Origin of the sequence: Saccharothrix xinjiangensis (assembly GCF_039527585.1) — a bacterium.
Lineage (GTDB): Bacteria > Actinomycetota > Actinomycetes > Mycobacteriales > Pseudonocardiaceae > Actinosynnema > Actinosynnema xinjiangensis.
In genome coordinates this window covers 67,603-81,478 of the sequence record NZ_BAAAKE010000029.1, presented here as the reverse complement: position 1 = coordinate 81,478, position 13,876 = coordinate 67,603, and the positions used below count along the sequence as shown (strand labels likewise).

Genomic DNA, 13,876 nt, shown 5'->3' with positions numbered 1-13,876 from the left:
CGATCAGGTTCCGGTGCGACTGAACCGCAGTGCTCCCCGCGCGAGCGGGGATGGTCCGTGACGGCCGGTGAGCGCACCGGCGGCGAACGCGTGCTCCCCGCGCGAGCGGGGATGGTCCGGCTTCCGCGAGCTGCGGCTGGAGGTCCCGGGCGTGCTCCCCGCGCGAGCGGGGATGGTCCCACGTCGCCGGCGGTGGCGTGGTTGCCGAAGTGGTGCTCCCCGCGCGAGCGGGGATGGTCCGACGGGGATGCGGCGGGTGCGGATGGCGACGATGTGCTCCCCGCGCGAGCGGGGATGGTCCGGCGTGCTCCAGCTGCTCGTCGGGCTGCTCGGCGTGCTCCCCGCGCGAGCGGAGATGGTCCGGTCGAGCTGCCGGGCCGGCGGCAGTTCGTCGTATGCTCCCCGCGCGAGCGGGGATGGTCCCCTTCAGTCAGGGCGTCCGGGCCGAACAGCAGAGTATTCCCCGCGCGAGCGGGCGAGCGGGGATGGTCCGTACTCATAGAGGTGAAGCCTCCTCGTCAGTGCTTCCCATGCAGGCGGGGATGGTCCGTCCGGCCAGTTCGAGTCGTTGCCTGACAAGGCATGCTCTCCACGCGAGCAGGCATCAGGCGGCATTACGGAGAAGTCGCACCTTACGGTGTTCGTGCCGCCGGTCGTCGCCGCAGCCTCTCCCACCGCAGGTGGCGGAAGTGATCCGCACTGGCGCGGGCGTGGTATGGCACGACCGGCACCTGCTGTTCCTTGTCGGCTACGCTGCCCTGTCCGGCACCTACATCGTCGGCGAAGCCCTCGCTACTCCTACGCGGCCCACCTCGGCGGCGGCCCGGTCGTGGTCGACATGCTGTTCGCCACCTACTCCGCCTACTCCGCCGGCTGCGCCGCGGCCTCCCTCCTCGTCGCCGCCCTGCCCGAGCCCGTCCAGCACCGGGTAATGCCGCTGCTGGCCATCGGAACCGGCGTGCCCCTGCTCGGCTGCCTGGCCGACCCGCCGCTGCCGGTGGTCATGGCACTGTCGCCCTGTCCCACGCCGCCTCCGCCTACCACATCGTGGCCAACCCCGGCTTCGTGCTGCGCGCCCCCGACGCCCACCGGGGCCAACCATCGGCTTCACCATCACCGCCATGCAGGCCGCCCAAGACGCAGGCCTCGCCCTCGGCGGACTGGTCGCCGAACGCCTCGCCCCGCACCTGGTCATCGGCGCAGCCGGAGCAGTCGGTGTCCTGGCGGCAACAGCCCTGGCGACACGATGGCGGGCACTCCACAGTCAGGAATAACCTTCAGGGAACGGATTTCGGCCGGTCACCAGCAGGCTCAGCCGCCCAAATAAAGGCCGCAGGTGCGGAACACGAATTCGGCCGACCGCCTCGTCGGTGGGGCGTGCGCACTCTGCGGTACCGCGGGGTGGTGGGGCAAGCCACGAAAAGATGTGGCTTGCCCCACCACACCGACGGCACCGCCCGGCGAGTGCGCCCCACCGACAAGGCGGCTTCGCCCACCAGCCCGTCCACGCGAGGTCGACACCGAACAGTTCGGGGAACGTCGATCATCCGGCCCTCCGGGTCAGCGGTCGTACTCCGCCGAATCACGTCAACGGGGTATTCCCTATTCACCTCACCCCGGAGAACACCCATGTCACACACCCGCCGCTCCACCAGGACCGCCTCACCCGAGATCGTCGCCTCCATCACCCCAGTCGTCGACCACAACCTGCACACCCAACAACTCGATCACCAAGGGCAGGACCGAACGTCCCGTCCGGCCACCTCCTCGACGCGTTGACCGCCCTCCGCGACTGGCTCGACACACCCGACGACCTCGTCACGCTCCACGAGACCGCAGGCGCCGATCCGGGACGAGGCAGCTACACCCTGGTCCGCTTCTACCGCCGCGGCGAACACACCTTCCGGGTGCGCATCGAGCGCAACAGCTACCAGCGGCAGTCCTTCGCCGTGGCCGAGGTGCTCACCGCCACCCGCGAATGGTCACCGGTCGTGGACCACGACCCGTCCCACTGGCACGACAGCACCTCGCTGCACGGCGACAAGGGCACCGGCACCCACTCCGAGCCCGGCTTCGACACGCTACGACGCCTCGCCGACACACTGGCCGGCCAGGCATCGCTGATCGTGCCCGCCTGAACCGACCCGGAGGGCCGACCCTCACCGTCACACAGCCCGAGCCGCCCCGCGGACTGCACCCCCGTCGGTGTCCGTGGCTGCTCCCGCACGGTGGCCAGCCTGCCGGTTGCCGTCCACGTCGACAGCCACCCCGCCCACAGGACAGCGGTCGAGGGCCGTCGCGGTGACCGCAGGACCGTCACCGGTTTCCACCTCGGCTCCTGCCACACTCGGCGCGGCGGCCTCCACTGACCGCATCCCCAGCCTCCGCTTCCCCCGACACTTCGCCACATCCGAAGGCCCGATCCCGATTCATGCCGAACCGGGGTCGGGCCTTCGCGCTACCCGCCCACGACATCAAGCACGAAAAGGCCTTCCATCCATGAGCACGACCACCACCAACACCGACACGCCCACCCGGGCCGCAGTCGCGCGCGGCGCCCCGATCACCCGACACGGCTACGACAGCAGCACCATCGTGGTCGGCACCGAGAAGAACGACCCCGCCGATCAGGCGATCAGGGCCACCCGCTCCCGGATCTGGTCCCGCCACGCCGGCACGTGGCTGCTGCACTCGTCGCGACACCGTCGCCCTCAACACGGCCCCATCACCCTGATCGAACGGACTCTGATCAAGCCCGCTCGCACGCCCCACCCACGAGATCCACGAGGCAATACCGTCGATCGATCAGCAGGAAGCCGACCGCGCCCAGCGCATGAACGACCGCGCGGCGCGGTCGGCCGGGAGGTCGTCGAAGATGGCCGGCGGGTCCGCCGCGTCACGCGTGGCCGCAGACATGACGTTCGACCGCATTCTGTCGGGGCAGCCGACGGTGCCCTGCCACCACTCGCAACGCACCTGCGACGACCGGCCGCACCCGGACTCCGCGGACGTCCGCGACGCCGAGCACGGCACCGGCCACGGCGGCAGCGCAGGTGGTCGGACATGACGGTCGATCTGCTCGCCCCGCTCAGACACTCCCTCGGCACCCCTGTCGACGAACGGCTCGCACTGCAGACCGTGTACCGGGCGCAGCGACGTCCAGCAGGAGACCACCACCGCAGTCGTCCGACCGCGCGAGGGCGCGCCGATCCTGCTGGAACTGCGCAGCAGAGCCGACCCATCGACGGCCACCCTGGACGAGCCCGAGCTGCGCATAGCGGCGGAACACCTGCAAGACGCTGAAGTGGGAGACACCCAACAAGTCGGCCGCGAAGACCTGAGAAAGGTTGTGACCCTGCAGTACCAGGTAAGCAGCACCGAGCTTTGAGGTCAGCGCCGCCGGGTGCTCGACCTGCCGGTCGGGCGGTGTCAGGAGTTGGCCGACGAGGCGGACGAACTCCTGGATCTGGTTCGTAGTCTAACCCTCCAGGTCGATACGGCTTCCAGTTCAGCCGTGCGCCCTTCGACCAATACGGTCCGCGCCAGGAGTGGTCGTGTCCGGGAGCACGAAGTAGTATCCGCCGCCGAAGGGCAGCAGGTAGCGCTCGAGAGCTTCGCCAGCCAGGCGCTTCTGCACGGTGGCGAACCCCCGTTCGATGTCGCGCTGGAAGCAGGTGAAGATCTGGCCGCTGCCGGATTCGTCGCGGAAGGAGTGGCTGCGTCGGAGTATCCGGTGAGCCTGGCTGTCGGGGGTGCGGGGGTTGGCCCGGCGGATGTGTGCGTCGAGCGGAATGAGGCGGCCGTGCGGGTCGTCGGTGTAGTCGGGTTCGGCGTGCTCGGTGGAGTGTCCGAGGGGTGCGTTGGTGTCCTTGTGCCTGCCGAACACCCGTTCCTGCACCTCGGTCGGCTCGTCGTCCCAGGTGGGGGTGGCGAGTCGGATGAGGCGGACGACCTGGTAGGTGCCTCCCGCGCACCAGGTGGGTTCGTCGTCGCCGGTTTGGACCCACACGTGCCTGTCCATCAATTCGACGTCGGCGGGGTCGGGGTTCCCGCTTCCCTCGCGAAAGCCGAAGAGGTTCCGGGAGCCACTGGGGTGGAAGCCCGCGATGCGCCACCGCGTGGTGACCCCCGACACCGTGCGGGCGAACGTGGCGTCGATGGGCCCCCTCGTAGCGGCGCTCGCCTGGACGAGGAGGTCGCCATGACACCAGCGGGGGTCGAGGACGTCGTTGCGGAATGACGGCATCAAGGTAAGCCCACGTGGGCGTTCGAGATCGAACCTACCGTCGAACAAGGAGGCGCCCACGGCGACGGTCGTCGTCACACCAGCCGCAGGTGCCCCCAGCGTCCTGATCACCTCGGTCAGCGCGTCGGTGCCGTGAGCGGTCACGTCGAACGCGACCAGTTCGGTGTGCGCCGCGGCCGGTTCCAGCACGCCCCGCTGACCGGCCGACGGCTGCGGCGCCTCCCGGTCCGGTTCCGCGGCGCACCCGGTGAGTCCGGCCAAGCCGAGCGTGGCCAGCACGGTCCTCCTGGAGACGGTCACCCGGTCACCTGCTCCCTGCCGACCGGGGTGTGGCCGATGACCACACCCCGGTGGACGGCCTGCTCCGGTTGTTCGTTCGAGGCGTCGCATCCCCGCGTCACCGGCCACCGCGATACCGCGGCGCCGAGCCTCGTCCGGTCGACACGGAGCCGCAGTGGCGGTTCAGAGAACGTGGAGATTGTCAATGCCCACCTTCCACTGGTCGGGGGCGACCCGGGTCAAAGTCAGTTCCAGGGAGAGGTCGGAGAGGCCCTCTTCCACGGTGCGCAGGTCGACGGTGATGGCCAGCATTGTGCGGTCGGGATCGTCCACGGGGATGACGACGGCTTCGTCGGCCCAGTCCGCGGTCAGCGGGACCAGGGTGCGTCCGTAGTCCTCGACCGCCTTCCGCAGCTGGGCGGCGTCGAGCCGATCGTTGCCGGTCGACGCGCTCAACGCCTCGTACTCGCCCCGGACGAGGAGGTGGACGATCTCCTCCACGTTCTGCTTGACGACCGGATCCATCATTTGTCCCCCTTGGCGCGATCCCCGGGGATGTTCGTCGGGGAGTCCAAGCCCAGGCAGAGGTTACCCATGAAGTACTCGTCGGCGCCCTCGACGGCACGCATGGCGTCGTCTTCCGACAGACCGGCCTCGCGCAACGCCCGGTAGGCGATGTCGCGTTCCGCGCCATAGGTTCCGCCACCCGGCAGCTTCTGCACCGCGGTCGCCTTCTGATGTGGCGTGCCCGCGAGATTGGAAGGACCTTGCAGCTGGATCGCAGGCGCCCGGTAGCGGCTGTAACCCTCGATCCCCTTCACGGCGGCGTCCTGGATGATGTGGTGGGCGTCGCGGGCTTGCGCCCTCCGCAACTGCGAGTACGTCGTGTAATTGCCGCCGCCCTTGGGGTCGGGAACACAATCGCCGACCGCCGTGCCGCCACCACCCGGATTACGCGGCTTGGTGCCCATGGGATCGACCAGCATGGTGGGGGCGTTGGACACGTAGGCGTAGAGGTTGGCCTCGCCAGAGGCGTGTCCGAGGGGATCTTCGCTGAGAAAACGGGCGGTATCGGGGTCGTAATAGCGTGCCCGGTAGGCGTAGAGCCCGGTGCCGTCGTCTTCACGGCCGGTGAACCGGTGGGAGTTGCCCTGGTCGTCGCCGGTGACGCTGGTCTTCCCGAACGGCTGGTAGGTGTACTCGGCAGTGATCCGGCCCGTGGTGTCGGCCAAGGCGACGGTGCTGCCGAGCCGGTCGGTCAGGATCACGCGTCGATCGGTGCCGGTGTCGCGGGTGAAGTACCGGTCCAGTCCGCCGGTCGTCAGCTCGGTTGTGCGCCCGGAAGTGCTTTCCCGGACCGGGTTCGCGCCGTCATGAAGGTAGGTGGTCGCAGTTGTGCCCACCGTGCGTGTCGTGCGCCTACCTTGTCCGTCGTAGGCGAACGTGGCCGTGGTGTCGGGTCCGGTGACGCTGAGCAGCTGTCCGCGGGCATTCCAGCTGTAGACGTGGGTGCCGTCGGCGGTCAGGTTGCCGTCCGGGTCGTAGCTGTGGCCGCCGCTGATCCGGTTGGCGGCGTCGTAGGTGACCGGACCCAGCGGGTCCGGGATGTCGGTCCTGGCGAAGGAGCCACCGACGGTGGTCGTGCGGCCGGCCGCGTCGTAGGTGTAGGCGAGGTTGCCCAGCACCGTGGAGCCGTGCCGGTAGGCGATGTCGGTGATCTGGTCGGCCGCGTCGTAGGTGTAGCTCTGGCGGAGCTCTCCCGGCATCGTCACCGAGTCCTGGCGGCCGAGCCGGTCGTAGCCCAGGGTCACCTCGCCCGCACGGGTCAGCTGTCCTGCGCGGTTGTAGGTGTAGGTGACCTCCGGTCCTCCTTCGACGGTCATGCTCGTACGGCGACCGGCGGCGTCGTAGGTGTAGTCGACGCGACCCTGCGGGCTGTCGACCCGCAGGATCTGGTCGAAGGCGTCCGGGGTCATCGTGATGGTGCCGGCGGCGCTGTCCCGGATCGTGGTAACCCGGTCGCCCGTGTCGTACCCCTGGGTGACAGTGCTCTCGGCCTGGTCTCCCGTAACACCGAACCGGGTCGTGGTTCGGCGGTCCAGCTCGTCGTAGGCGTAGGTGGTGACCCGACCGGCGCGGCTGGTCTCGGAGACCACGTTGCCGTTGAGGTCATAGGACAGCGTCTCGCTCCGGCCGAGTGCGTCCGTCCTGATGCGCAGGCGGTCGGCGTCGTCGTAGCCGAACGAGACCGTGTTGTTGCGGGCGTCGGTGAGCCCGGTCAGGTTGCCGTTGGCGTCGTAGCCGTAGGTGGTGACGTGGCCGAGCGGGTCCGTGACCGATCGGATGCGGTCGACCGGGTCGTAGACGACCATTGTCCGGTTGCCCTGGGGATCGGTCACGGCGATCGTCCGCCCGGCGGGGTCGATGCTCCGCCGGCCGATCCGCCCGAGCGGGTCGGTGTCGGAGACCTGCTCTCCCAAGGAGTAGCCGTAGGAGGTGGTGTGGCCCGCCGCGTCGACACGAGAAGTCACTTGTCCGGCAGTGTTGTGCCGGAACTCGACCGTTCTTCCTTCCGGATCTGTCACCTTCGTCAACGTGCCGGTGGAGTCGTAGTCCAGGGCCAAGGTGTTGCCCAGCGGGTCGGTCAGTCGCCGCAGCTGGTCATACGGGCCGTCGTGGGCGTAGGCCGTGGTCCGTGCCGTCGGGGTGCCGGCCATCTCGGTGCGTGAGGCCAGTGCGCCGTTGGCGTCGTAGGCGAGCGCGGTGCGCCGCCCAAGAGGGTCGACGTAGGCGGTGACCTGGTTCGTCCGCTGGTCGCGCTCGATCGACCAGGTGCGCTCGGCGGGTGTGCCCTGGGCCTGGGTCTCGCTGGTGGCGTAGCCCTTGTCGTTGAAGGTGACCCTGCGGACGTGGCCCCGGGGGTCGGTCAGCCGCGTCTGACTGACGGTTCCGTCGGCCGCGGCGGTGTAGGCGAAGATGTAGGTGCCGCCGTCGGCGAGGGTCTGCTTGGCGACGCGTCCTTCCTCGTCGTACTCGTTGGTGAGGTAGGTGGTGCCGCGGGCGTCTGTGATCGTGTGCAGGTTGCCGTCGGCGTAGGTGTAGGCGGTGACCCCGCCCGCCGGGTCGGTGACCGTCGCCAGGTGCCCGGACGCGTGATAGGTGTAACGCACCGTGCGGCCGAGGATGTCCTCCGCGCTGGTGACCCGGTTGGCCGAGTCGTAGCCCAGTTTGATCCACTTTCCGTTCGGCGAGGTGATCTGGGTGATCGGGCCGCGGTCTCGCACGACGCCGTCGGAGTCGGCGGGGGCGGGTGCGCGGGTGAAGGTGGTGGTGTTGCCGTGGCGATCGCGGATTTCCTGCAACGGCGCCTCGTCGCCGAACACCCACACGGTGCCGTCTCGCAGCCGCAGGTCCCAGCCGTTGCCGTTCCAGGCCATCACGGAGCCGTTGAACCTCGTCGGTGTGGGATCGGCCTGGAACACGCCGCTTTTGAACTCGTCGCGCCCCGTCCCTCCGGGTGAGATGCGCCGGTAGTGCACCTGGCCCCCGTCGGGCAGCACCAGGTCGGCCTCGGTCCAGTACTGCCGGGAGGTCAGGTAGGCGCCGTACTCGAAGTTGGCGCCGATGCCGAAGGCGCGACTGCCCGGGTCGCCCTGTCGGTAGGTGCGGGTCAGTCCGATCGGCATGACGTCGTCGAGGACGAGGTCGGTCTGCTCGTCCACGAGCAGACCGGTGGCCAGGTCGACCGGGTCGCCGCCCCGGCTGGTGGAACCGGGGGCCGGTGCGCGCTCGGGTGGTGCGGGGATGCCTGGTGTGATCAGCATGGCGCCGGTGAAGCGGTAGACCTCCACCCCCGGGTCGGGCACCACCTTGGTGCCGTCGTCGGAGACCTTGCCGGTGCCGTAGACGAACCAGCCTCGACCTTCGGGTTCGTAGTGCCAGAAGTTCATCACCGCGCCGGGTGCCTCGTGGGTGTAGTTCGGGTAGACGATCCGCGCCCCTGTGGGGAACAGGTAGGCGCTGCCCGGCTGCACGGTGAAGTAGACCGGCACGTTCGACTGCGGCAGCGGGAACGGCGGGCGGTCGACGGGGATCGCGGTGATGCCCAGTTCGGTGACCACGTCGCCGTCGGCGTCGCGAACCACCGCGCCCGGCGGCAGGTGGACCTCCAGGCCGGGGATCGCCGGCGTGGTGATCACCACGTCGTCGGTCGTCGGTGACGGGAACGCCACGGCGTGACGGGTGTCGAGCCTGCTGAGCCAGACCGGGAAGGGCAGTGCGGTGGTTTTCCCGTCGGCCACGTCGATGCCGATGTCGTGCAGTCCGAAGCGCCGGTCCGACGAGCCCGCGGTGCTGCCGTCGACGCGGAGCACCTGCCGGCCGGCCGGCACGTCCGCCAGGAGGAACCACCCGTCCCGGCCGGTGCGGGCCCGGTGATCCCCGATCGAGACGCTCACGCCGGGCAGGCCCCGCCCGTCCAGGGTCAAGACCCTGGCGCTGACCGCCGTGGTCCCTTCGGGTGCCGACGGTGCGGCGGGGGAATCGGTCGCCGCAGGACGATCGGTGGACCACCCGGCACCCGAGAGGTTCTCCGGCGAAGGTGTCCACGCTTCGGCTTCCCGTCCGACGGGCTGCGCGGACGCAACGGTGGGGTGGGGGGAGGTGTGGGGTTGTCCGCCGAGGGCGGTGACCGGACCTCCTCGGCCTTCCGCCGCAGGTGCCACCGCCTGGGTGTCGCTGCTGCTGGTAGTGGTGCGCGTGGTCAGTCGGAACGTCGCCGATCCCGAGCTGGAGAACGGGCTGATCACGAATTCGTAGGCGCCGGTGGCCGGCAGTGTCGGGATGGCCACCGTGTTGGTGTTGTGGGCGTCGATCAGCACCGTGCCGTCGGGGGTGTAGACGGTCACCCGCGGTTTGTAGGCGAAGGTCACGTTGGAGGAGGTGATGGCGAGGTTCTGCCCCGCGGTGCCCGCGTAGGTCATTCGCACGCTCTGCCCGACTCGCCCGATCGTCACCGTCTTGTCGGTGTTCCGGGTCAAGGTACCGGCGTTGATCTGTTCGGAGAGGGTCAGCGTGGCGGAGCCGGTCCCGAACGACAGCGGCGAGACGATCATCCGGTAGGTGCCGGCCGTGGCGGTGGCGAAGTCCGTGCTGCCACCGGTGGGCACGGTCCGGTTGCTGACCACCACCCCTTCGGGGTTGGTGACCGTGACCCGAATGCCGTTGTCACCGAAGGTGGAGTTGGTGACACCCAGCGAGATCCGCTGCCCCGCCGAGGCGGTGAAGGACGTCTCCACCGAGCCTCCCGTGGTGCCGATCGAGACGTTCTTGGCGCTGCCGCCCACGGTGATCGACCCCGCGTTGGAGCGCTCGGCCAGCCGGATGCGAGCCGAGCCGGTCGAGGAGTTGGGGCTGAGCACCACCTGGTAGGTCCCGGTCTCGGGAAGTGGATCGAAGTCGACGAAGGCCGTGGACCGCTCGACGTCGACCAGCTCCCGGCCGTCCGGTCGCAGCACACGCACTCGCAGCGCGTACTGGAACGTGTAGTCGGTGATCGTCAGGCCGAGTCGCTGGCCCGCCGTGCCGGCGAAGGTGGCCACGGCGTCCTGCCCGGCCCGGTCGATCGCGACGGTCTTCGCGCTGCCGACCGTCAACGAGCCCACCTCTGCAGGCAGCGATCCGGTGACCTTCACCGATCCGGTGCGGCCGCTGGTGGAGTTCAGCACCAGCGTGTGGGTTCCGGTGCGTTGTGCGACGTAGTCGATGTCGGCGCCCTTCGGGGCGACGAGCCTGTCGTAGGCGGGCTCGTCCCACAGCACCGGGGTTCCCTCGGGGCCGAAGAGGGCCGCGGTGACCGCGTCGCCGGGCACGGACATGTCGGTCAACCCGATGCCCAAGCGCTGTCCGGCGGTGGCGGTGAAGGTCAACTCGGCGTGTCTGCCCTCACGGTCGAACGTCACCGCGGTCGGGGTTCCGCCGAGCTGGAGGTTTCCGGTCACGGGCGTGGACAGGGTGGCGGTAATCGCGCCCGTGCCCGCGTCCCTCGGGTCGATGGCGATCTGGTAGGTGCCGTCGGTGGGCAGCACCGGCATCCGCAGTCCGCCCGCGAAGTTGTTCGAGTTCCACGGGCGCGAGTACTGGTCGCGCGCGAACGGCGCACCGTAGGCGGAGAAGCCCGCGATGTCGAAGACGGTGGAGATGGTCGACCCGGTCAGGCCCAGGTTCAGTCGCTGGCCCTTGACTCCGGAGAATCGCAGCAACGCGATCTTGCCCGCCGGGATCGTGACGGACTTGCCGGGTCCGTCCACGACGAGGTCGACGGAGTTGCCCAGGTCGACCGCGCTGTACGGGCGTGGAACGACGATCAGGTCGGCCGCCGAGGTTGCGGTTTCGGCCCCGGTGCGCACCGCGACCGGTCCCGAACCCGTCGCCGGGGGCACCGTCACGGTCAGCGTGGTCGCGGTGGCCGCCGTCACGCGTGCCCGTGTCCGGTTGATCACGACGGTGTTGCGCTCGGGAACCGGGTCGAAGCCGGTGCCGGTGATGGTAACCGTGTCGCCGGTTGCGGCATGGGCAGGGCTGACTGCGCTGATCGTCGGCGCGCCGGGGTGCACCGTCACGGTGAAAGGTCGGGGGCTGTTCGCCGTGCCGCCGGATGTGGTCACCGCGAGGGGACCGCTCGCGGCGCCTGCGGGAACGACCACCGCCAACTGGGTCGCGGTCGCCCCGGTGACGGTGGCGGTGGCGGTGCCGAAGCGCACGGTGTTGTCGGCTGCGGTCGGGCTGAATCCGGTGCCGGTCACCGTCACCGTGGCGCCGGGGGCGGCGCGCTCCGGGACCACGCTGAACACGCTGACGTGCTGGCTCGGGAAGGGCTGGATCGACCGCGTGTTGCCGACCTCGTCGTAACCGAAACGAGCGCTCTCACCGTTCCGGTCGCTGACACCGACCAACCGGCCGGCGCCGTCGTAGGCGTACTGCACCTTTCCGGGGTCCACCGGGGCCGGGGCCGAGGTGTCGACCTTGAACGGAAACCACCGGACCTCGGCTCCGTTGGCCGGGGTCGGGTCCAACAGCCACCGGCCACAGGTGTCCTCCCCTCGTTGCCGGATGGCGAGTTCGGAGCCCTCGTCGAGGTCGCACTCGTGGCTCATCACCTTGTCGACGTTCTTGACGGTGAATTCGTACACACCGTCGGACTGGCGGTCCATTCGCCACTTCTGGCAGTCGGTGTGCTCGATGTCGTACTGGTGCACGTCGTTGCCCTCGGCGGTGCCGCAGCGGACGTTGTGGATCACCCTGTGGGAGTGCCTGGCTCTCAGCAGGTGGTGGCCGTCACCTGTGGGCCACGGGAAGTACTGTTGGCAGCGGCTGCCGTTGGCCTGCGCCACCTCCATCTGGATGTTGTTGTCGTAACCGCAGTCCTCGGCCTGGGCCACCATGTCGGGACTGTGCTGCGAGCGGACGACCATCCAGCTGTCGTCCGCGATGTCAAAGCCGTCGTAACTGGTGGCGCGGAACCGGTAGCTGCGCCCGTCGATTAGGACCCCGCTGGGAACCGTCCACCGGGCCATCTCACCCGCCGGCACGTCGTCGACGACCTTGGAGGCGATGATCGTGTTCCCCTCGTACACGTAGAACACCGCCGCCTGTTCGTCACCGTCGACGTCGTTGGGCCTCACCGCCAACGTCGGCGTCAGACTGCGGGTGACCACGGTGCCGCCGATGTCGGAGCGGTCGGAGATGGCGTGATCACTGGTCGCACCGGGGGTGGTGTTGTACGTGACGTCCAAGTGCGGCACGTGGGCGCCTTCGGCGGAACTGAACTCCTTGTACCCCGCAGAGTCCGTCTCCGACGCCGCCTTCAGCATGACGGCTCCGGTGGAAAGCCGGTCGGCGGCCCACTCCTGCACCAGCGACTTCACTCCGGCGTCCACCCAGGCGGCCGGACATCCCGCGCCGCCGCCCTTGGTACTGCTCGACGTCGCGACCCGCCAGGTCGGATTGGGCTGGTTGGACCAGCGGGTGGAGGTGCTGACCGGCGGCGAGTCCCACACCTCCCAGTTCCGCTCGGTACAACCGGCCGAATGGATCGCGTACAGGGAGAGCTTGGCATCGATGATCCGCTTGCCTTGGAAGCGCGCCACGTCGAAGTTCAGGTACGAACGCGCCTTCGTCACACCGGCATCGGGGCTGCCGATCCTCAGCTCCGTCCGGGCGGACTGGTCCACAGAGGTGATGTCACTGCGGGTGAAGGTGTCGAAGGAGGTATCCAGGGACACCGCAGGATCGATCGTGACGGGGTAGCGCACGGAAGGATCGGCGAAGAACCCAGGGGCCGGTTCCAGCCCCAACCGGGCCTCGCCGTCGGCTCCCACCGTCCACGACTGGTTCTCCACCCGAACCCGGTTCTGCGACCCGCGCGCATCCCACATGTCCGCCGCGGGGATCGCACCGACCACGGACCCGTTGCCGTCGACCAACTCGGCATTGCCGTGTTCGCCGTGGCGCAGCACCACGTTGGACAACCTCAATCGCATCTCGAAACGCTCGGCCTCCCGCGGGCGTTCACGCAGGACGAAGAACGACTCGAAACCGGTGCGAGTCGCGCGCACGACCAGGTCCACACCCGGCCGGACATCGGAATAGGTCGCGTCCGCGCCGTCCAACCGCGGCTGGGGCAACGTCCCCTCCCAGCGCAACGCCACGATCGCCTCACCGTGGTGCACGACGGCGACATCGTGCACACCACCCGTATCCGTCTTTCCGGCCAGCACCAGGTCACGGGGATGGTTCTTGGCCCGCACCCCGCCGTCGGCGCCCTGTTCGAGGGTCAGCTCCACCGGCAACCACTGGCCGTCCCGACGCACCCTCACCGGCGCGGTGTTCACCTCGGTGGTGTAACTGCCGTCGGGATTGGCGAACGTCGTAGTCGATTCCGTCCGTTCGGCCGACGCCTCCACCCGCTTGCCCGCCAAGGCCGCGGTCGCCCGAGCCTCGACGAGATCGGCGACGACCTCGGGCCATGACCTGGCCTGGGGCGGCGAAGCGGTCTTCACACCCTGCAGCGCCCACAGCAACGCCGCGACGAGCGCACCGCAGAGGACGAATACGATTGCACGTCTTTGAGCACGACGGGCAAACCAAGGACGCATCGGCGTTGCCTTTCCGGAGAATCGAAAGCCAAGCGGAGTCGGCCGGAATAGTTCACCTACCAGCGCACCGGGTCGATGCGACCTTGCCATCGCCGAGTATGGCCACGGCGTTCGGGTGCGGTCAAGACGCAAAAGGGCACACCGCTCATAGATATCGCGATTGACATGAACCGGACATGACCATTGCACAACCCGC

General features: G+C 69.1%; 4 protein-coding genes and 1 CRISPR repeat array (1 of these 5 cut by a window edge). Of the genes, 1 reads left to right on the top strand and 3 read right to left on the bottom strand.

The window, feature by feature from the left end:
- Window positions 1-423: a CRISPR direct-repeat array (repeat unit 28 nt; unit sequence GTGCTCCCCGCGCGAGCGGGGATGGTCC) (it extends 1,436 nt beyond the left edge of the window).
- Between the two features lie 1,352 nt (window positions 424-1,775).
- Window positions 1,776-2,138 (top strand): hypothetical protein, encoded by a 363-nt coding sequence (locus ABD223_RS36625; RefSeq protein WP_344041598.1) that lies wholly within the window; start codon window positions 1,776-1,778, stop codon window positions 2,136-2,138.
- A 1,370-nt stretch (window positions 2,139-3,508) separates the two neighbouring features.
- On the opposite strand, the gene ABD223_RS36620 is transcribed toward ABD223_RS36625, so the two are convergent.
- The 3 genes from ABD223_RS36620 to ABD223_RS36610 all read right to left on the bottom strand — a co-directional run bounded on the left by ABD223_RS36620 (window position 3,509) and on the right by ABD223_RS36610 (window position 13,584).
- Complete coding sequence (locus tag ABD223_RS36620; protein WP_344041596.1) at window positions 3,509-4,525, bottom strand: Dyp-type peroxidase; 1,017 nt, start codon at window positions 4,523-4,525, stop codon at window positions 3,509-3,511.
- Between the two features lie 183 nt (window positions 4,526-4,708).
- Window positions 4,709-5,053, bottom strand: a complete 345-nt coding sequence (locus tag ABD223_RS36615; RefSeq protein ID WP_344041594.1) for a DUF7668 domain-containing protein — start codon at window positions 5,051-5,053, stop codon at window positions 4,709-4,711.
- The gene (locus ABD223_RS36610; RefSeq protein ID WP_344041592.1) at window positions 5,050-13,584 is read right to left on the bottom strand and encodes an RHS repeat-associated core domain-containing protein; all 8,535 of its coding nucleotides are present in this window, start codon (window positions 13,582-13,584) and stop codon (window positions 5,050-5,052) included. The genes ABD223_RS36615 and ABD223_RS36610 overlap by 4 nt, the downstream gene beginning before the upstream one ends.
- Window positions 13,585-13,876: the final 292 nt, after the last annotated feature.

Bases quoted from the DNA above. Each gene is read 5' to 3' on its own strand.
- ABD223_RS36615 (WP_344041594.1), bottom strand. From the start codon at position 5,053: ATGATGGATCCGGTCGTCAAGCAGAACGTGGAGGAGATCGTCCACCTC.